This is a genomic window from Streptomyces sp. NBC_00440 (assembly GCF_036014215.1).
In the GTDB taxonomy this organism is placed as follows: Bacteria; Actinomycetota; Actinomycetes; order Streptomycetales; family Streptomycetaceae; genus Streptomyces.
In genome coordinates, this window is sequence record NZ_CP107921.1 from 1,341,108 (window position 1) to 1,360,503 (window position 19,396).

Here is a 19,396-nt window from a genome sequence, read left to right on the forward strand (position 1 = left end):
CAATGTGTGCCCCTGACCGGTTGGGCCGAAAGGCGGTACGCCCACCCGCGGCCCAGGGGCGTAACCGAGGGGCCCCTGAGGCGTTGTTCAGCACGACGGCCGTGGCGGGGAAGACCCCCGAGCCCCCACCACGGCCGCAGACCTCTCCCGGCTTCCCGGGAGCTGTGTGGCCCGGCTACGCGAGCCCGGCCCGCTCCAGCGCCTCCGTACCGGCCCGCAGCCCGGCCACCCGCTCGTCGAGCGTGAACCCGGCGGGGGCCAGCGTCAGCGTGGTGACCCCGGCCGCGGCGTAGGCCTGCATCCGGTCGGCGATCCGCTCCACGGACCCGAGCAGCGTCGTCCGGTCGATCAGCTCGTGCGGTACGGCGGCGGCCGCGCCGTCCCGGTCGCCGCCCAGGTACTTCTCCTGGATCTCGGCGGCCTCCTTCTCGTAACCCATGCGCTGCGCGAGCCTGTTGTAGAAGTTCTGCTTGCGGCTGCCCATACCGCCCACGTACAGGGCGGTGTACGGGCGGAACGTGTCGGCCAGCGCGGGCACGTCGTCGCCCACCGCGAGCGGCAGGGTCGGGCAGACGTCGAAGCCCTCCATCGTGAGCCCGGCCTTCTCCCGGCCCGCGCGCAACGGGCTGATCGCGGTGGACTCCAGGTGCTCGGCCGAGGGGAAGATCAGCAGGGCGCCGTCGGCGATCTCACCGGTCTGCTCCAGGTTCTTGGGGCCGATCGCCGCGATGTAGAGCGGGATGTGCTCGCGCTGCGGGTGGACGGTGAGCTTGATGGGCTTTCCGGGGCCGCCGGGCAGCGGCAGCGTCCAGTGCTCGCCCTCGTACGACAGGCGCTCGCGCGACATCGCCTTGCGGACGATCTCCACGTACTCACGGGTGCGCGAGAGCGGTTTGTCGAACTTGACGCCGTACCAGCCCTCGGAGACCTGCGGCCCCGAGACGCCGAGGCCGAGCCGGAAACGGCCGCCGGAGAGCGAGTCGAGGGTGGCCGCGGTCATCGCGGTCATCGCGGGCGCCCTGGCGGGGATCTGGAAGATCGCGGAGCCCACGTCGATCCGCTCGGTCCTGGCGGCGACCCAGGAGAGCACGGTCGGCCCGTCCGAGCCGTACGCCTCGGCCGCCCAGCAGACGTCGTAGCCGAGCCGGTCGGCCTCCTGAGCCACGGCGAGGTTGTCGCCGTCCATCCCGGCACCCCAGTAGCCGAGGTTGATTCCGAGCCGCATGACCGCTCCCTTACTGCTGAGTAACGTCCCTGTTCCGGGGACTCTAGCGCGCGGGGGCAAGATCCGTCAGGGGGTGGTCCAGGGGGTGGTTGTCCACAGGCCTGCACCGGGCGGCCCTGTGGCCAGTACTCTCAGCGCCCATGGAGCAGAGGCATCTCGGCCGCACGGGCCTGCGCGTATCCCGGATCGGGCTCGGCACCCTCACCTGGGGGCGGAGCACCGACGAGCACGACGCCGCCGACCTGTTGAAGGCGTTCTGGGAGGCCGGCGGCACACTCGTCGACACGGCCGATGTGTACGGCGACGGAGAAGCCGAGTATCTGCTCGGGCAGCTCTGCGAACGGCTGATACCCCGCCGCGATCTCGTCATCGCCACCAAAGCGGGCAGCGTGCCCGACCCCTACCGCCGGTTCGACGGCTCGCGCGGGCATCTGCTGGCGGCGCTCGACGCCTCACTGGAGCGGCTGGGGACCGACTACGTGGATCTGTGGCAGGTGCACGCCTTCGACCCGGAGACCCCGCTGGACGAGACGCTCCAGGCACTGGACATCGCGGTCTCCAGCGGTCGGGCGCGGTACGCGGGGCTGTCCAACTTCTCCGGCTGGCAGTTGGCCAAGGCCGCCACCTGGCAGCTGGCGGCGCCGGGCGTCAGGACCCGCATCGCCAGTACGCAGATGGAGTACTCGCTGCTCCAGCGCGGGGTGGAGCGGGAGGTGCTGCCGGCCGCGGTGGACCTGGGGGTGGGGCTGCTGCCGTCGTCGCCGCTGGGTCGCGGGGTGCTCACCGGCAAGTACCGCCATGGGACTCCGGTGGACTCGCGCGGGGCGTCGGAGCAGCTGGCGCCCTTCGTCGCGCCCTATCTGGACGACGCCGCGAGCAGGATCGTCGACGCGGTCGCCACGGCGGCCGACGGGCTCGCGACCACGCCGCTGGAGGTCGCGCTGGCCTGGGTCCGCGACCGGCCCGGGGTGGTCGCCCCGATCATCGGCGCGCGCAACGCGCAGCAGCTCGCGGCGGCATTGTCAGTGGAGACGCTTAGTCTTCCTGACGAGATCTGCCGGGCGCTCGACGATGTGTCGGAGCCCGTTCACCGTTATCCCGACCAGGACTGGACCGAGCTGTGAGTACGGATCGCCTCGACACCGAGGCCAGCACCGAGGCCGAGGCCGCTCCCGGCGCCGAAGCCGCACCGGAGACGGAACCGGAATCGGAAACGGCGCCCGACACCGGGAGTGCTGCTGAGACCGGTACGGGTACCGGGCCGGAAGCAGCTCCGGGGAGCGTGTCCAGGCCCCCCGGCGGGAGCGACGGGAGCGACGGCGGGAGTGCCGACGGGGACGGCGGGGACGGCGGGGCCACGGCGGCCGGGGCCTCGGAAACCGGAGCCACGGACGGCGCGGGGACGGCCGAGGAGACGTCCGAGGCGGAAACGGCGGAGGGCGCCGGGACGGCCGAGGCACCCGCCCTGTCGGAGGCCGAAGCCGAACTGGCGGCCCAGCGCGAGCTGCGGGCCAGAATCGAGCAGCGCAAAGCCGCGAAGGACGGGCCCATCGAGGCCGGCATGAAGCTGAGCGGCCGGGCCGCCGACCTGCTGGCCGCGGTCCGGGCGGTGGAGGGCGGCGAGAAGCCCTCCGCGCACTTCCCTCCCCCGGCACCCGAGCCGCGCCGCCCCGCGCCTGCCCCGCAGGCCGAGCCACGCCCCGCGGTGCGTCCGGCCGCCGCGCCCACCGGTGCGGCGCCCGAGAGCGTGTCGTCCGTGCGGGCCGTCCTGGCCGCCGGCGGCGCCCCCGAGTCCCTGGCCGTACGGGCCGCCGAGACGCTCGGCGACCAGGCTGCCGACGCCCTGCGCGAGGACCCCTGGCAGTTGCTGTCGGTTCCCGGGGTACGGCCGGAACAGGCGGACGGCTTCGCCCGTGCGCTGCTCGGCCCGGAGGCCGGACCCGGCGACGAGCGGCGGGCCGCCGCTCTGGTGGGCTGGCTCCTTGAGCGGGCCGCGCTCCAGGGGCACACCGCGCTGGAGTCGGACGCGGTCCGCGCGGCGCTCGCCGAGCGGTCCGTGCCGGACCCCGACGAGGCGCTGCAGAGCGCTGTCGCGGACGGCGCGGTGCTGGTCTTCCAGGACGCGCTGGACACCGCCCCAGGGGCACCCGCCGCGCAGGAGGCCGGGCACGACGGGCACGACGACGTCGGCTCAGGGAGCGAGGACGAAGCGGCGCCGCAGCCCGTGCGGGTCCTGCTGGGTCTCGACCGGTACGCACTCGCGGAGGAGAGCCTGGCGGACGGCCTCGCCCGGCTGGTGAACGCGTCCGCCCTCGCCCCCGGCGGCGAACAGGCCGACTGGGAACAGGCCGCAGCGGACGCCCCGTCCCCGTCGGCCGCCGAACTGATCCGGACGGTCGCACGGAACGGCCTGGTCGCCCACACCGGCGGCGAGGCCGCCCGCAGCGAACCGGCCGCAGTGGTCACGGCGGCGCGCGCGCTGGGCCTGCAGGCGTACGCGGCCGCGCACACCCCCGACGGTAGGCGGCGGCTGGCCGCCGCACTGGACGATCCGGCGGCGGCCGTCACCGTCTCCGGGCTGCTGACCGGTTCGGAGGGGCCGGGACGGGACGGCGAGGGCGCTCTGGCGCTCGATCTGCTGGCCGTCGTGGACGCCCCCCAGCTGGATGTCGAGAGCGCGGCCGTACTGGTCGAGTCGCTGGCCGACGGCAGCCGCCTGGTCCTCAGCGGGGATCCCGGGGTGCTCGGTTCCGCCGGTGCCGGGCAGGTGTTCACCGATGTCCTCGCGGCGCGCGCCTGCCCGCAGCTGGCCTCCCGCACCCCCGATCCGGGCCCCATCGGCGAGCTGGTCTCGGGAATCGGGATCGGCGAGCTGAACCAGGTGGCGGCGCCCGGCAAGGAAGTCGTGATCGTCCCCGTCCAAAACGCCGGTGAGGCGGTGCACCGCACCGTGCAGCTCGTCGCCGACTCCGTACCCCGGGCCATCGGCGTGCCGGTGTCCGACACCCAGGTCATCACCCCGGGCCACGGCGGCCCCGCCGGTACCCGCGCGCTCAACGCGGCCCTGAAGGAACGTCTCAACCCCGGCCCCGGCCGCTTCGGCGGTTTCGATCCCGGTGACCGGGCCGCCTACACCCCGGCGCCCGGCAGGACCCTGCCCGGCACGGTGGTCTCGGCCGACGGCGACGGCCTGCACCTGGACTGCGCCGGCACGCCCGTCGTCGTACCGAAGGACCGGGTGGAGGCATCGGTACGGCACGGCTGGGCACTCACCGCGCACCAGGCAGCCGGGCTGCGGTGGCCCGCGGTGGTCGTGGTGCTGCCCGGCGACGCGGCGAGCGGGCTGAGCCGGCCGTGGGTCTACACCGCGTTCGGCCGCGGCGAACGGCATCTCTCGGTGGTGCACGGAGTCGACCAGGCACTGCCGCACGCGGTGGCCGAAGTCCCCGCCCGGCCCCGCACCACCCGGCTGCGCACCCTGCTGCGGCCGGCCGCGGTCTAGGTCCTGTACGGGCGGCGGCCGGGGCAGTTGCCCCGGCCGCCGCCGTACCGGATACCGGACGTCCTACGCCCGGATCAGACCCTCTCGCCCTCCGGGTCCCCTTGCGCGGAGGACGCATCGGCGTCGTCGTCGGCGCCGTCATCCTCATCGTCGTCGTCATCGCCATCGAGCAGTTCCTCGTCGTCGAAGACGGAACTGACGTCGAACCGGCACACGATCTGCTGCGGGTCCGCCTGGTCGAACGGAGTGCTCAGCCACTCCCCCGGCTCGGGCAGGTCGTCCGCCGCCGAGACCCAGAGCGTGGAGTCGCCCTCCTCAAGGCCGAACTCCTTGTGCCGCGAGGCGATCTCGTCCGGTTCGTACTCACCGAACAGCACCCCCAGAGCGGCGTGCACGCTGTTGCCGACGACAGCCCCCGCGCCCGGTCCGCCGTCCGCCTCCGGGTCGAGGTCCACGATGCGCTGCGCCTGCCCGAGCAGCCGCTGCGGCTGGGCCACCGCGTAGTCGCGGCGGATCAGCACCGTGAGCGCGTGCGGATCGTCGGGGCCCGCATACGGCGGCAGTGCGTCGTCCGCAGCGGGAATCTCGAAGGGAGTGACCTCGTCGTACCGGTCGTAGAGCCTCTCGTCGTACGCCTCGGCGGCCGCGGCGAGCGCGTTGAACGCGTCGTAAACGGCCGGGTCGTCCTCTCCCGTACGGGCTTCGACCGCGTCGAGGTGACGGTCCAGCGCGGCTTTGACCGCCTCGGCGGCGGCGCGTACCTCGGCAGCCGTGGGCTGCGCAGCATCAGACATAGGGCAGACGCTATCCGTACCGGGCCTCTGCCCGCACAATAGATGCGATGCCGGAATACGAATTTGTCGACGTGTACGTACCGCGCGGGGTCTCCCGCAAGGATGCGACACGCCTGCTCACCGACCATGCCGAGTACGGACACTGGGAGTTGGACCGACTGAGTCTGCACCGGGACGGCAGCCGCAGGGTGCGGCTGCGCCGGCGCATCATTCGCCAAGTGCGCGCCACATGGTGAAGAGGGAGCGGGTCCCGCGACTGCGGAACCCGCTCCCTTCCATGCGTACGCGTGGGGCTCAGCAGCCCGTCACGCGGCTGCCCGGGACCGCCTGTACAGGATGATCCCCCCGAGCACCATCCCGGCACTCGCCGGAATGATCAGCCCGAGCGGGGCAGTACCGGTGTGCGCGAGCTGCTCGGTGCCCGAGGGCACCGAAACGGTCTGCGCGACCGGGGCGTGCGGCGCCGCGGGCTTCGGCGGGGTGCTCGGCGTGTGACCGCGCGGCGTTCCCGGGTGCTCCGGATGACCCGGCTGACCGGGGTGGACCGGGTGGTGCGGGACGTGGACCGGCGGCGGGACGCTCTCGTCGTTGGCGCAGTTGTTGCCGAAGACCGGGTTGAGCAGGCCGACGACATCGACGCTGTTGCCGCAGGCGTTCACGGGCACGTCGAGCGGAAGCTTGACGTTGTTGCCGGAGAGAACGCCGGGCGAACCACTCGTGTCGCCCTGTGCCGTCGCTCCGCCACCGCTGTGGCTGCCGGTGCCGCTGTTGTGGCTGCCGCCGTTGTTGCCGGGGGCGCGGTGGTGGCCGCTGCCCTGCCCCTGGTGCCCGCCCCCGGTGTGGGACGTTCCGGAGCCGGACGGCCCGTTGCTGCACCTGTTGCCGAATGCGGGGTTGAGCAGTCCGACCACGTCGACGGTGTTGCCGCAGACGTTCACCGGCACGTGCACCGGCGCCTGGATCGAATTGCCGGAGAGCACTCCGGGCGAATTCGCTGCGGTTCCGTCAGCCGACGAGTCCGCGTACGCGTAGCCACCGCTCAGGGCGAGCACTCCACCCGCGGCCGCAACGGTGATCAGGCCTTTCTTCGTGACCTGGCGCATAGGTTCGTTTCCTGCCTTCTACCTTCCGGAAATGCCCGCGGACATCGTCGCCCTTGGGCCGAATGCCCCTCCGGCCCCGGAGCGCATGGCGCGCGCTCCGGGGCCGGCGGGGCTCCGACCCTCGCGGGTCGGGGGCACAACGTCAGACGTTGGCGCAGGTGTTGCCGAAGGCGGGGTTGAGCAGCCCGATCACAGAGACCGTGTTGCCGCACACGTTCACCGGGATGTGAACGGGCACCTGAACAACGTTGCCCGAGATCACGCCGGGAGAGTGCACAGCGGCACCCTGAGCGCCCGAGTCGGCGACGGCCATGCCCGCACCCGCGAGCACGAGACCACCGGTGACTGCCGCAGCGGCGACGACCTTCTTGATCATTAGTTCCTCCTAGTCGGCAAATACGGTCCAGACTGCGGACCGCACCACCTGTAACGAGGAGAACCCTGCGGGGCTACGAACCAATCGCCCCATTCACTCTTTCCGGTCGCATACGCACGTACAGCCGATTAGTTGGAAAGTCGGTTCAGCACTTGTCCAGGAAGCGGTCGAGTACCCGTACACCGAACTTCAGACCGTCGACCGGCACCCGCTCGTCGACCCCGTGGAACATTCCGGCGAAGTCCAGCTCGGGCGGCAGCTTCAGCGGCGCGAAGCCGAAGCAGCGGATGCCCAGGTCGTCGAAGGACTTGGCGTCCGTACCGCCCGACAGCATGTACGGCACCGCCCGCGCAATCGGGTCCTCGGCCTTCAGCGCCACCTGCATGGCGTCGACCAGGTCCCCGTCGAAGCCCGTCTCCAGCGCCTTGTCGCCGTGCACGTCCTCGCGCCTGACCCGGGGGCCGAGGAGCTTGTCGAGGTCGGTCAGGAACTCCTCCTCGTAGCCGGGCAGGAAGCGGCCGTCGACATGGGCCGTCGCCTGTCCGGGGATGACGTTCACCTTGTAGCCGGCGCCGAGCATGGTGGGCGCGGCCGAGTTGCGCAGGGTCGCGCCGACCATCTTCGCGATGCCGCCCAGCTTGGCGAGGGTCGCCTCCATGTCCTCGGGGTCCAGCGGGGTGCCGAGCGCGTCGGACAGCTCGTCGAGGAAGGACCGCACGGTCTTGGTGACCCGCACCGGCCACTGGTGGCGCCCGAGGCGTCCCACCGCCTCGCAGAGCTCGGTGATGGCGTTGTCGGTGTTGGTCATGGAGCCGTGGCCGGCGGTGCCGTCCACGGTGAGGCGCATCCAGTGCATGCCCTTCTGCGCCGTCTCCACGAGATACAGCCGCAGATTCTCGTTGACGGTGAACGAGAAGCCGCCGACCTCACCGATCGCCTCCGTGACGCCCTCGAAGAGATCCGGGTGGTTGTCGACGAGGTGGCGCGCGCCGTAGGTGCCGCCCGCCTCCTCGTCGGCGAGGAAGGCCAGGACGATGTCGCGCGGGGGCTTGCGGCCGCTGCGCAGCCTGTCCCGTACGACCGCGAGGGTCATCGCGTCCATGTCCTTCATGTCGACCGCGCCGCGGCCCCAGACACAGTCGTCCACGACCTCCCCGGCGAAGGGGTGGTGCGTCCAGTCGTCGGCGTTGGCCGGGACGACGTCGGTGTGGCCGTGGATGAGGAGCGCGGGCCTGGACCGGTCCTCGCCCTCGATCCGGGCCACCGTGGACGCGCGCCCCGGGTGGGACTCGAAGATCTGCGGTTCGAGACCGACCTCGGCGAGCTTCTCCGCCACGTACTCGGCGGCGGCCCGCTCACCCGGCCCCGAGTGGTCGCCGTAGTTGCTGGTGTCGATCCGGATCAGGTCACGACAGAGGTCCACGACCTCGTCCTCACCGGAGACGACCCGTCCGGCGTCTGTCCTGCTGGGCTCGCTCACGCTGTTTCCTCCCGCTGTCGCTGCTGGTGGTCCCCTGCCCCATCCTCGCCCGCGCCACCCCCCGGACCCAAGCGCCGGGACCGGTCGTCATACACGGTTCACAGACTCCGGCTCGTGATCGAGCACCTCCCAATGTTTGCTATGGTTTTCCACGTCGGAACGGCCCGGGGCCGCGAGACAGACACCTTGTCCGGGTGGCGGAATGGCAGACGCGCTAGCTTGAGGTGCTAGTGCCCTTTATCGGGCGTGGGGGTTCAAGTCCCCCCTCGGACACCAGATCGGATCAGAAGAACCCCAGCTGCTGCTGGGGTTCTTCTGCGTTTACGGGACCGCCGCCGGCCGTGCGTGCGGGCCATACCTGCGGGCCGCCACGCCTCGCAGGCAATACATCGGATGTCACAGCACCGCCGAACCTCCCCCGAGCGCGAAAACCGCCCAGAACATTGACACACCCCCGTAGACATCGTACGTTTCCGTCGCTTCCTGAGGTGCCGTCATGGCACACCACGTCGAAGGGACCGGTAGATGCCCCAAGCCCCGGAACAACCCGCACCGTCGCGTCGAAGCGTTCTGGGGGCAGCCGGCGGGACCCTCGCCGCGAGCCTCGCGCTCGGTGGGCTCCGGCCCTTCACCGCTGCCGCCGACGTGCCGCGCCGGGGAGGCCAGGGAGCCCGCCGCGTACCCGAATCGGCCGCCACCGAGCTGTGTTACCCGGCGCCCGCGAGCGAGAGCCTGATCATCCAGCAGGGGCTGCCGGTCGGGAACGGCCGCATGGGAGCCCTGCTGACCGGCGACCCCGCGCACGACGTGCTCTATCTCACCGATGCCACCCTGTGGACCGGCGGCCTCAACGACACCCTCCAGAGCGACGGTCAGTTCCCTTACGGAGCCGACGACTTCGGCAGCTTCACGCTGCTCGCGAAGGCCTCGGTCGACCTCCCGGGCCATGAACTGTCCGCCGTGACCGGCTACCGCCGGACCCTCGACCTCAGCAACGGGCTCAGCACGGTCACCTACCGGCTGGGCCAGGTGACCTACCGCCGTGAGGTGTACGCCAGCCACCCCGACGAGGTCGTCGTCGTCCGCCTCACCCAGAGCGGCGGCGGCACCTACACCGGCTCGCTCTCCCTCGCCGGATGGCACGGTGAGACGGCCGCGGCGGACGGCGCCACCCGTACCGCCTCGTTCACGGGCGCGTTCCCCAACGGACTGACGTACGCGGCGGCGGCCGGTGTCACCGGCCGCACCGGCACCGTGGCCGTCAAGGGCGCCGACGTCACCTTCGCCGGGTGCTCCGAAGTCCTGGTGGTCATAGCCGGCGGTACGAACTACGCGCCGGACCCCTCGACCGGCTACCGGAACCCCGGCGCGGACCCGCACGCCATCGCGGCCGGCCGGCTGCGCGCCGCGGCGGAAGCGGGCGGCCCCGCGCTGCTCAGCACCCATCTCGCCGACTACCGGCCGCTGTACGAGCGGATGACGGTCGAGCTCGGGACGTCGACCGACGCGCAGCGGTCCATGGACACCTGGTCCCGGCTCACCGCGCTGGGCGCGGCCGGCGCGCCGCCGGACCCCGAACTGGAGGCCGCCTACCTCCAGTTCGGCCGCTACCTGATGATCAGCGGTTCGCGCGACAGTGTGCCGCTCAACCTCCAGGGCCTGTGGATCGACCGTACGGACCCGGACTGGATGGGCGACTACCACACGGACATCAACGTCCAGATGAACTACTGGCTGGCCGACCGGGCCGGACTCTCCGACTGTTTCGGCGCCTTCCTGGACTACTGCCTCGCCCAGGTGCCGTCCTGGACCCGTACCACCGCCAAGCGCTTCAACGACCCGCGCAACGGATTCCGCAACTCCAGCGGGAAGGTCGCCGGCTGGACGACCGCCATCTCCACCAACGTCCATGGCGGGATGGGCTGGTGGTGGCACCCGGCCGGGAACGCCTGGCTCTGCAACTCGCTCTGGCAGCACTACGAGTACACCCAGGACCGCACCGAGCTGAAGAAGATCTACCCGCTGCTCAAGGGTGCCTGCGAGTTCTGGGAGGCGCGGCTGATCACCACGACCGTCACCGACCCGGCCACCGGCGCGTCCCGGCAGGTCCTGATCGACGACAGCGACTGGTCGCCCGAGCAGGGGCCGACCGACGCCAAGGGCATCACCTACGCGCAGGAACTCGTACGGGACCTCTTCGCCTCGTACCGCACGGCGGCCGCCCTGCTCGCCAGGGACGCCGGATACGCCAAGACTGTCGCCGGGCTCCAGGCCCGCCTCTACCTCCCTCAGGTCAGCCCGGAGACCGGCTGGCTGGAGGAGTGGATGACCCCGGAGAACCTGGGCGAGACCACCCACCGGCACCTGTCACCGCTGATCGGCCTCTTCCCCGGCGACCGGATCACCCCCGAGGACAGCCCGGCGGCGCTGGTCACCGGGGCGCGCAATCTGCTCACGGCGCGCGGTATGTCGAGCTTCGGCTGGGGCTGCGCCTGGCGCGCGGCGAGCTGGGCACGGCTCAAGGACGCCGAGAAGGCCTACCAGTTGGTCCGTACGGTCATGGCTCCGTCCACCGGCACCAGTAACGGCACCTCGCAGAACCTCTTCGACATGTACGACCTGGGGTCACGGGCCACCCTGCAGATCGACGCCAACTTCGGTGCCCCGACCGCGATGATCGAGATGCTGGTCTACTCAAGACCGGGCGTGATCGAGCTGCTTCCGGCGCTGCCCGGCGCCTGGGCGGCCGCGGGCCGGATCACGGGTGTCGGCGCGCGCGGCGGTATCACCGTCGATCTGGAGTGGCGCGCCGGGAAGGTCACCGGTGCGGTGCTGCGCTCCACGGTGAGTACGACGACCGAGGTACGGGCCGGGGACTGGCACCGGACGGTACGGCTGAGGCCGGGCCGGGCGGTCACGCTCCGGCCGTAGGGTCTTTCGTGCGGGTCGGGGAGGGCGGTGCGGGTGTCCGCGGCGCCCTCCCTGACCGATCCGAACGGAAGGCGCTACGCCCACTCCGGCACTTCGCCCATGAGCTGGCACACCATGAGGTAGAGCGGGATCGGCGGGGTGTAGGGCAGGGAGTCCTGCGGCCAGTGGAGCAGCCGGGGGCGGGCCGTCGGCACATACGCGCCGGGGGCGTAGCGCACCCGGTCCGGCCAGGCGAGTTCGTGGTCCGATCCGGCGGGGACGATCCACCACCACCAGTCGTCGTCCACGAAGACGCAGCCGGGCTTGGGCAGTCTGGCCAGCAGCCGGAAGCCGTGGTGTTCGGGCACACCCACCGCGTCGCAGCCGAGCGGTGTCGAGAGAGCGGGGACGCGCGCGAGCGCGTTCCTCAGCACGGCCGCCCCGCGTCGCGCTCCAGCTCCGCCCAGACCAGCCGCCCTGGCCCGTGCGTCGCTTCGCGGACGCCCCAGGCACTGCTGACGGCGTCGACGAGCAGCAGTCCGCGGCCGTGCTCCCCCTGCGGGGAACGGCAGAGCTGCGGGCCCGCGGCCGCGTGCCCCTGGTCCTGTATCGCTATGCGCAACTGACCCCGGTCGTCCCGCAGTTCGCAGGCGATGTGGTCGCCTGCCGTATGGACGACCGCGTTGGTGAAGAGTTCCGAGACGATCAGGAGGGCGGTGTCGCAGATGTCCTCCGAGAAGTCCCAGCAGGCGAGCCGGTTCCGGGTCAGGCGGCGGGCGCGGGCCACGGAATCGGTGCGTGCCGGTAATTCGAATGCGTACCGCCGGACATTGCTGCCGGGACACTGATCGATGAGCTGGGGGATGAGCGCGGTGCCTGGAGCCACAGCCGAAATCCTCACGGTGGGGGTACCGCGACTGCCGCACCATCCCCCACGGGTATGCGCCAGTCGCGTGAACTGGTTCACGTGTCTACTGTCCTCCGTAACGGACACCTTGGCAAGAGGCACTTTGTAAAGTTCAGAGTGGCGTTTCACCGATGGGGCGGGCATGGCACACTGCTGGACAACTGCCCAAGTGGAGGTCTCAGTTGAGTGAGCCGCGGTCCGCCCCGACCGTTGGCCAGGTCGTACTCGGTAAGCGCTTGCAGGAACTGCGCGAGCGAGCCGGCCTGAGTCGCGAACAGGCTGCCAAGGTACTCAGGGTCGCCCAGGCCACCATCCGCCGGATGGAGACCGCCGAGGTGGCGCTGAAGATCCCCTATGTGCAGCTGCTGCTGAAGGCGTACGGAATCACCGAGGCCGAGAACGACGCCTTCGTCGAACTCACCGAGGAGGCCAACCAGCCGGGCTGGTGGCAGCGGTTCCACGGGATCCTGCCCGACTGGTTCAGCATGTACGTCAGCCTGGAGGGCGCCGCCTCGCTCATCAGGCAGTACGAGCCGCACTTCGTGCCCGGCGTGCTCCAGACCGAGGAGTACGCGCGCGCGATCATGATGAGCGGCGCCGTCGGCGAGACCAGCCCCGAGGACATCGAGCGGCACGTCGCGCTGCGGATGGAGCGGCAGTCCCTGCTGACCCGGCCCGACGCCCCGACGCTCTGGGTCGTGATGGACGAGACGGTGCTGCGGCGGCACGCGGGCGGCCGCGACGTCATGCGGGGCCAGATCGACCGGCTGCTGCGGGCCGCCGATCTGCCGCATGTCACGCTACAGATCGCGGAGTTCTCCAGCGGTCACCACCCGGGGACCTACGGTCCCTTCGTCCTCTTCCGTTTTGCGATGCCCGAACTGCCCGACATGGTCTACAGCGAGTACCTGACCGGCGCGGTCTATCTTGACGCGCGCCCCGAGGTGGCCGCGCACCTCGAAGTCATGGACCGCATGGCGGCTCAGGCCGCAACTGCACAACGCACGAAGGAGATCCTCAAGGATTTCCGCAAGGAGCTGTAAATGGATCGCATATACAACGGCATGCCTGCCGCGGACCTCGGCGCCGAGGGCTGGCACAAGCCGTGGAGCGGCGGCAACGGCGGCAACTGCATCGAGGCCATGAAGCTGGCCGACGGCAGGGTCGCCGTACGCCAGTCCGCAGACCCTGACGGCCCCGCACTCATTTACTCCACCGGCGAGATCGCCGCTTTCATCCAGGGGGCGAAGTCCGGCCAGGCGGACTTCCTCCTCACCTGAACAGCACTGTTGCCGTCAGTCATTGCCGTTGCCCGTTGTCATCGCGTCGTTGTCATTGCCGTCGTTGTCGACCTACCAACTGGAGCGTCCCATGACCGGAGTAGACCCCGCGCACATCCAGATCGACACCAGTAAGCCGCATCCCGCCCGGATGTACGACTGGTTCCTGGGCGGCAAGGACAACTATCCGGTCGACCAGGAGATGGCCGAGCAGCTGCTCGCCCTCGATTCGCGGGGCCGGGAGATGGCCCGGGTCAACCGGGCGTTCATGCACCGCGCGACCCGCTGTCTGGCGGAGAGCGGCATCCGCCAGTTCCTGGACGTCGGCACGGGCATACCGACCGAACCCAATCTGCACCAGATCGCCCAGCGGTCGGCGCCGGACTCCCGTGTCGTCTACTGCGACAACGACCCGATCGTGCTGGCGCACGCCGCGGCGCTGCTGCGGTCGACGCCCGAGGGCGCGACCGACTACATCCAGGCGGACGCGCGGGAGCCCTCCACCATTCTGGAGGCGGCCGGGAAGCTCCTGGACTTCGGCCGGCCGGTCGCGCTCTCGCTGGTGGCCCTGCTGCACTTCGTCGCCGACGAGGACGCGTACGAGCTGGTGAACCGGCTGATGGAGCCACTGGCGCCGGGAAGCTGCCTCGTCCTCTCGCATGTCACCGGGGATTTCGACCCGGAGGGGTCGGCGAGGGCCGTCGAGATGTACCGGGCCCGGGGTCTGACCCTGCGGCCCCGTTCACGCGCGGAGACCGCCCGGTTCTTCGACGGCTTCGAACTCCTCGACCCCGAGGTCTCGCTGGCCGCCGAGTGGCGGCCCGAGCTCGGTGAGCGGGTGCCGGTCCCCGGTGACGATCCGATCCCCGGCTGGGTGGGCGTCGCCCGCAAGCAGTGAGCCCGGGAGTGCTCCGGAGGGACGCCTGTCCGGCTTCCCCTCCGGAGCGGCCCCGCGGCGGTTCAGCCGTCCTGTGCCAGCCACTCCGGCAGGCCGGGGGCCTCGGCGCCGATCGTGGTGGAGTCGCCGTGGCCGGTTCGGACCAGGGTCTCCGGGGCCAGTGTCAGCAGCCGGTCCCGGATGGACGCGACGATCGTCGGGTGGTCCGAGAAGGACCGGCCGGTCGCACCGGGGCCGCCCTGGAACAGCGTGTCGCCGGTGAACACCGTGGCCAGGTCCGGCGCGTACAGGCAGACCGCACCCGGCGCATGGCCCGGTGTGTGCAGCACCGTCAGCGCGGTCCCCGCCACCGTCAGGGTCTGCCCGTCCTTGAGTTCGCCGTCCGGGAGGCGGCCGGGGTGGGTCATCCGCCAGAGCGGCAGATCGTCCGGGTGCAGCAGGATGGGCGCCCCGGTCGCCGCGGCCAGTGCGGGCGCCGCGCCGATGTGGTCGTTGTGCGCGTGCGTGCAGACGATGGCGCGCAGCGTACGGCCACCGAGGGCGGCCTCGATCGCGGTGGCGTCATGGGCGGCGTCGATGACGATCGCCTCACTGTCGTCGCCGACGATCCAGACGTTGTTGTCGACGTCCCAGCTGCCGCCGTCGAGCGAGAACGTGCCGGAGGTGACGAGATGGTCGATACGGGCCGCCATCAGAACTCCACCACCGAGCGCAGCACATCGCCGTCGGCCATCCGCTCGAAGGCCTTCTCGACCTCGTCGACCCTGATCGTCTCGGTGACGAACGCGCCGAGGTCGATCCGGCCCTGCTGGTGCAGATCGACGAGCATCGGGAAGTCGCGGGAGGGCAGACAGTCCCCGTACCAGGAGGACTTGAGCGCCCCGCCGCGGCCGAAGACGTCCAGGAGCGGGAGTTCCAGCTGCATCTCCGGCGTGGGGACGCCCACCAGGACGACCGTGCCCGCCAGGTCGCGGGCGTAGAAGGCCTGTTTGTACGTCTCGGGGCGGCCGACCGCCTCGATCACCACATCGGCGCCGAAGCCGCCGGTGAGCTCCCGAATCGCCTCTACCGGGTCCGATGTACGCGAGTTGACGGTGTGGGTGGCGCCCATCCGCTGTGCGGTGGCGAGCTTCTTGTCGTCGATGTCGACGGCGATGATCTTCGCGGCCCCGGCGAGCCGGGCCCCGACGACCGCGGCGTCACCGACACCGCCGCAGCCGATGACCGCGACCGAGTCGCCGCGGCCGACCTGTCCGGTGTTGATGGCCGCGCCGATCCCCGCCATCACTCCGCAGCCGAGCAGACCGGCGACGGCCGGGGAGACGGCCGGGTCGACCTTGGTGCACTGGCCGGAGGCGACCAGGGTCTTCTCGGCGAAGGCGCCGATGCCGAGCGCCGGGGAGAGCCCCGTACCGTCGCTCAATGTCATCTTCTGCTTCGCGTTGTGCGTGTCGAAGCAGTACTGCGGCCTGCCACGCAGACAGGCCCGGCACTGCCCGCACACGGCACGCCAGTTGAGGATCACGAAGTCGCCGGGGGCGACGTCGGTGACGCCGTCGCCGACCGACTCCACGATGCCCGCGGCCTCATGGCCGAGCAGGAACGGGAAGTCGTCGTTGATCCCGCCCTGCTTGTAGTGGAGGTCCGTGTGGCAGACCCCGCAGGCCTGGATCTTCACCACAGCCTCGCCCGGCCCCGGGTCCGGGACCAGGATCGTCTCCACGCGTAGGGGTTGGTTCTTGCCGGGGGCCACGACCCCTTGGACCTGCTGCGTCATGCCGTCAACAGCCTTCCTGTAACCGAGCGGTACGTGGGCTCAGTCTTCCAGGCCCCAGGACCTTTCGGTCGGGACAGGCCGGACCAGGGAGCGGGGTCTGGTGCGTGCATCTGCAAGGCGGAGGATTGAATCATGGCGGAGCCATGGTGATTGACGACAACGCCGCAGATGTGCGTGCCAGACCCCGCGAGCCCGGCCCGTCCCGACCGAAAGGTCCTAGCGCTCGGCGGCGATGGACGCGACGCGGCCGCGCACCACGAACCAGCCGCCGACGAGTGCGGCGGCGATCAGCGGCAGGCACTCCACGGTGGTACGGCCCACTCCCCCGCCCCACCACATCAGGAACGCGACGGAGACCAGGAAGCAGAGGGTGACGATCTGGGTGTACGGCGCCCACGGCAGCCGGTAGGAGGGGCGGGTGACCCGGCCCTCCGTCGACCGCCGCCAGAAGAGCAGCGAGCAGAGCATGACCATGCCCCAGGTGCCGAGGATGCCGATGGAGGCGAAGTTGAGGACGATCTCGAAGGCCTTGCCCGGGACCAGGTAGTTGAGCACGACGCCCAGCACCCCGAAGGCCGCGGTGAGCAGGATGCCGCCGTAGGGCACCTGGCCCTTGTTCATCCGGCCGGTGAAGCGCGGGGCGGACCCGGCGAGCGCCATCGAGCGCAGGATGCGGCCGGTGGAGTACAGGCCGGAGTTGAGGCTGGAGAGCGCGGCGGTCAGGACGACCAGGTTCATCACGCCGGCGGCGCCCGGGACACCGATCTTCGAGAGCACCGTGACGAAGGGGCTCTCGCCGTCGGAGTACGCGGTGTACGGGAGGAGCAGCGCGAGCAGCACCACGGAGCCGACGTAGAAGATGCCGACCCGCCACATGATCGAGTTGATCGCCTTGGGGATGATCTTCCCGGGGTTCTTGGTCTCGCCGGCCGCGACACCGCACAGCTCGACGGAGGCGTACGCGAAGACGACGCCCTGGATGACCAGCAGCATGGGCATCACGCCCTTGGGGAAGAAGCCCCCGTTGGCGCTGATGGTGCTGATCCCGGGGGTGTGCCCGGCGACCGAGTGCTGGGTGACCACCAGATAGATGCCGATGCACATGAAGGCCACCAGTGCGGTGACCTTGATGATCGAGAACCAGAACTCGGTCTCGCCGAAGTACTTCACCGAGATCAGGTTGGCGGCCAGGACGACGGCCAGGGCGACGAGCGCGCAGACCCACTGCGGGACCGAGCTGAACATCGACCAGAAGTGGGCGTAGGTGGCGGCGGCCGTGATGTCGGCGACGGCCGTGGTCGACCAGTTGAGGAAGTACAGCCAGCCCGCCGTGTAGGCGCCCTTCTCGCCCATGAACTCACGGGCGTAGCTGACGAAGGCGCCGGACGAGGGGCGGTAGAGGACGAGTTCGCCCAGGGCCCGTACGACGAAGAAGGCGAAGGCTCCGCAGACGGCGTAGGCGATGGCGAGTGAGGGGCCCGCACCTGCCATCCGGCCGCCGGCGCCGAGGAAGAGGCCGGTACCGATGGCCCCGCCGATGGCGATCATGTTGATGTGGCGGGACTTCAGGTCTTTGCTGTAGCCCTCGTCACCAGCATCGACGTGCGGTGTCGGTTCTGCCGCAGTGAGGGTGCGGTTGCTCATGGAGTGCGTCGCCTTACGTGGGGGAGGTGGCGGCCGATCAAGGCGTCAGCGTAAAGGGGACACGTCGGGCACGAGAACGGAATGAAATCTATGTCACAAAAACGTTTGGAACGGCACCGGTCAGGGCGCCAGGACATCGAGCTCCTTCAGGGCGCCGACCGCGATCTCTCTGGTGAGTTCCTCCGCCCGGTCCGCATCGCCTTCCCGTACGGCCTCCGCCACCTGGACATGCAAGGTCACGGCGGCCGGGTCGGGGTCGTCGAACATCACCTGGTGCTCCGTACGTCCGGCGAGCACCTCGGCGACCACGTCGCCGAGCCGGGCGAACATCTCGTTCCCCGAGCCGCGCAGGACGAGGCGGTGGAAGGCGATGTCGTGCACCAGGTACGCGGGGAGCTGGTGGCCGCGGGACGTGGCGACCATGCCGAGCGCCTGCTCGGTGAGGGCGGCGCACTGCTCGGCGGTGGCGTGCCGGGCCGCGAGCCCGGCGGCCACCGGCTCCACGGAGTACCGCAGGACGGTCAGTGAGCGGAGCTGACGGGACCGGTCGGCGCCGGCCAGTCGCCACCGGATGACCTGCGGGTCGTAGACGTTCCACTCCTCGGTGGGGCGGACGGTCACGCCGACCCGGCGCCGCGACTCCACCAGGTGCATCGACTCCAGGACGCGGACGGCCTCGCGGATCACGGTGCGCGAGACGTCGAAGCGCTGGGCGAGTTCGTCGGTGCGCAGCACACTGCCCGGCGGGTACTCCCCCGAGGTGATCGAGGGACCGAGGTTTTCCAGCACGTGGGCGTGGAGCCCCGGGCCCTGAGTGGTCATGGCTTCACCCTACGGGGCATCTGCCCGACCTATTACGTATGACTTTTAGGTCACAGCCTCTTGAATAAGTCGTACCTAATGGGTTTCAGTAGCGCGACGGATCCATGTCGGCCCCCGTCGAAGTCATGTCGAAGAAGACAGCGAGGCACCACCGATGAGCACCCCCCGAGTCGTAGTCCTGATGGGCGTGGCAGGGACCAGCAAGACCACGATCGGTCCGCTGCTCTCCGCCGCACTGGGCGTCCCGTACGCCGAGGGGGACGACTTCCATCCCGCCGCGAACATCGCCAAGATGTCGGCCGGGACGCCTCTTGAGGACGCCGACCGGTGGCCCTGGCTGGACGCGATCGGCCGGTGGGCGCACGAGCGCGCCGACCGGGGCGGGGTGGTCAGCTGCTCCGCGCTCAAGCGCTCCTACCGCGACCGGCTGCGGGCCGAGGCGCCCGGCGTCGTCTTCGTGCATCTGACGGGCGACCGGGAGCTGATCGAGAAGCGGATGGCGGAGCGCAAGGGGCACTTCATGCCCACCGCGCTCCTCGATTCGCAGTTCGCCGCGCTCCAGCCGCTGGGCCCGGACGAGGCGGGTGCGGCCGTCGACATCTCCGGAACCCCCGAGGACATCACCGGGCGGGCCGTGGCCGCACTGCGCGGCATCGGTCAGTAGCAACACCGTCACGC

The 19,396-nt window shown here is 70.7% G+C and carries 19 protein-coding genes and 1 tRNA gene; 9 read left to right on the forward strand and 11 right to left on the reverse strand.

Annotation, left to right across the window (positions count from 1 at the left end; genetic code table 11):
- Positions 1 to 175 precede the first annotated feature (175 nt).
- Positions 176 to 1,225, reverse strand: coding sequence for an LLM class F420-dependent oxidoreductase (locus OHB13_RS06020; RefSeq protein WP_266858622.1), 1,050 nt, complete (start codon positions 1,223 to 1,225; stop codon positions 176 to 178).
- A 140-nt stretch (positions 1,226 to 1,365) separates the two neighbouring features.
- Here OHB13_RS06020 and OHB13_RS06025 point away from each other — a divergent pair, with 140 nt between their 5' ends.
- Together OHB13_RS06025 and OHB13_RS06030 are read left to right on the forward strand one after the other, a co-directional pair.
- Complete coding sequence (locus OHB13_RS06025) at positions 1,366 to 2,349, forward strand: aldo/keto reductase (RefSeq protein WP_266858620.1); 984 nt, start codon at positions 1,366 to 1,368, stop codon at positions 2,347 to 2,349.
- Positions 2,346 to 4,727, forward strand: coding sequence for a helix-hairpin-helix domain-containing protein (locus tag OHB13_RS06030; protein WP_443062927.1), 2,382 nt, complete (start codon positions 2,346 to 2,348; stop codon positions 4,725 to 4,727). The genes OHB13_RS06025 and OHB13_RS06030 overlap by 4 nt, the downstream gene beginning before the upstream one ends.
- A 74-nt stretch (positions 4,728 to 4,801) precedes the next feature.
- Here the strand turns inward: OHB13_RS06030 and OHB13_RS06035 are convergent, their stop codons facing one another.
- Positions 4,802 to 5,521 carry a hypothetical protein gene (locus tag OHB13_RS06035; protein ID WP_328376107.1) on the reverse strand — a complete coding sequence of 240 codons (720 nt, stop codon included), beginning with the start codon at positions 5,519 to 5,521 and terminating at the stop codon, positions 4,802 to 4,804.
- A 47-nt stretch (positions 5,522 to 5,568) separates the two neighbouring features.
- On the opposite strand from OHB13_RS06035, the gene OHB13_RS06040 reads away from it, so the two are divergent.
- Complete coding sequence (locus OHB13_RS06040; RefSeq protein WP_030907692.1) at positions 5,569 to 5,757, forward strand: DUF5703 family protein; 189 nt, start codon at positions 5,569 to 5,571, stop codon at positions 5,755 to 5,757.
- A 69-nt stretch (positions 5,758 to 5,826) separates the two neighbouring features.
- On the opposite strand, the gene OHB13_RS06045 is transcribed toward OHB13_RS06040, so the two are convergent.
- The 3 genes from OHB13_RS06045 to OHB13_RS06055 form a co-directional block, all read right to left on the reverse strand.
- Entirely contained in the window at positions 5,827 to 6,624 is a 798-nt protein-coding gene (locus tag OHB13_RS06045) for a chaplin (RefSeq protein ID WP_328376109.1), read from the reverse strand.
- Positions 6,625 to 6,766: 142 nt separating this feature from the next.
- Entirely contained in the window at positions 6,767 to 7,000 is a 234-nt protein-coding gene (gene chpH, locus OHB13_RS06050; RefSeq protein ID WP_266858612.1) for a chaplin ChpH, read from the reverse strand.
- Between the two features lie 145 nt (positions 7,001 to 7,145).
- Positions 7,146 to 8,480 (reverse strand): M20/M25/M40 family metallo-hydrolase, encoded by a 1,335-nt coding sequence (locus tag OHB13_RS06055; protein ID WP_328376112.1) that lies wholly within the window; start codon positions 8,478 to 8,480, stop codon positions 7,146 to 7,148.
- 188 nt (positions 8,481 to 8,668) lie between these two features.
- On the opposite strand from OHB13_RS06055, the gene OHB13_RS06060 reads away from it, so the two are divergent.
- Positions 8,669 to 8,756: transfer RNA gene (locus tag OHB13_RS06060), tRNA-Leu, on the forward strand.
- Between the two features lie 249 nt (positions 8,757 to 9,005).
- Positions 9,006 to 11,411, forward strand: a complete 2,406-nt coding sequence (locus OHB13_RS06065; RefSeq protein ID WP_328376114.1) for a glycosyl hydrolase family 95 catalytic domain-containing protein — start codon at positions 9,006 to 9,008, stop codon at positions 11,409 to 11,411.
- A 74-nt stretch (positions 11,412 to 11,485) separates the two neighbouring features.
- On the opposite strand, the gene OHB13_RS06070 is transcribed toward OHB13_RS06065, so the two are convergent.
- Both OHB13_RS06070 and OHB13_RS06075 read right to left on the reverse strand, forming a co-directional pair.
- A complete protein-coding gene (locus tag OHB13_RS06070; RefSeq protein ID WP_401608240.1) occupies positions 11,486 to 11,857 on the reverse strand; it encodes a hypothetical protein in 372 nt (123 codons plus the stop codon).
- Positions 11,818 to 12,276 (reverse strand): ATP-binding protein, encoded by a 459-nt coding sequence (locus tag OHB13_RS06075; RefSeq protein WP_266858606.1) that lies wholly within the window; start codon positions 12,274 to 12,276, stop codon positions 11,818 to 11,820. Before OHB13_RS06075 ends, OHB13_RS06070 begins: the two co-directional genes overlap by 40 nt.
- A 203-nt stretch (positions 12,277 to 12,479) precedes the next feature.
- Here OHB13_RS06075 and OHB13_RS06080 point away from each other — a divergent pair, with 203 nt between their 5' ends.
- The 3 genes from OHB13_RS06080 to OHB13_RS06090 all read left to right on the forward strand — a co-directional run bounded on the left by OHB13_RS06080 (position 12,480) and on the right by OHB13_RS06090 (position 14,475).
- Entirely contained in the window at positions 12,480 to 13,340 is an 861-nt protein-coding gene (locus OHB13_RS06080) for a helix-turn-helix domain-containing protein (protein WP_266858604.1), read from the forward strand.
- Complete coding sequence (locus tag OHB13_RS06085) at positions 13,341 to 13,577, forward strand: DUF397 domain-containing protein (protein WP_266858602.1); 237 nt, start codon at positions 13,341 to 13,343, stop codon at positions 13,575 to 13,577.
- Positions 13,578 to 13,668: 91 nt separating this feature from the next.
- Positions 13,669 to 14,475 (forward strand): SAM-dependent methyltransferase, encoded by an 807-nt coding sequence (locus OHB13_RS06090; RefSeq protein WP_266858601.1) that lies wholly within the window; start codon positions 13,669 to 13,671, stop codon positions 14,473 to 14,475.
- A gap of 62 nt (positions 14,476 to 14,537) precedes the next feature.
- Here the strand turns inward: OHB13_RS06090 and OHB13_RS06095 are convergent, their stop codons facing one another.
- The 4 genes from OHB13_RS06095 to OHB13_RS06110 form a co-directional block, all read right to left on the reverse strand.
- Complete coding sequence (locus OHB13_RS06095; protein WP_328376117.1) at positions 14,538 to 15,167, reverse strand: MBL fold metallo-hydrolase; 630 nt, start codon at positions 15,165 to 15,167, stop codon at positions 14,538 to 14,540.
- On the reverse strand, positions 15,167 to 16,252 hold the full coding sequence (locus OHB13_RS06100) for an S-(hydroxymethyl)mycothiol dehydrogenase (protein ID WP_328376118.1): 1,086 nt from the start codon (positions 16,250 to 16,252) through the stop codon (positions 15,167 to 15,169). The genes OHB13_RS06095 and OHB13_RS06100 overlap by 1 nt, the downstream gene beginning before the upstream one ends.
- Positions 16,253 to 16,468: 216 nt before the next feature.
- On the reverse strand, positions 16,469 to 17,896 hold the full coding sequence (locus OHB13_RS06105; RefSeq protein ID WP_266858598.1) for an amino acid permease: 1,428 nt from the start codon (positions 17,894 to 17,896) through the stop codon (positions 16,469 to 16,471).
- 120 nt (positions 17,897 to 18,016) lie between these two features.
- Entirely contained in the window at positions 18,017 to 18,718 is a 702-nt protein-coding gene (locus tag OHB13_RS06110) for a FadR/GntR family transcriptional regulator (protein ID WP_266858596.1), read from the reverse strand.
- Positions 18,719 to 18,872: 154 nt separating this feature from the next.
- On the opposite strand from OHB13_RS06110, the gene OHB13_RS06115 reads away from it, so the two are divergent.
- Complete coding sequence (locus tag OHB13_RS06115) at positions 18,873 to 19,382, forward strand: gluconokinase (RefSeq protein ID WP_328376121.1); 510 nt, start codon at positions 18,873 to 18,875, stop codon at positions 19,380 to 19,382.
- Positions 19,383 to 19,396: the final 14 nt, after the last annotated feature.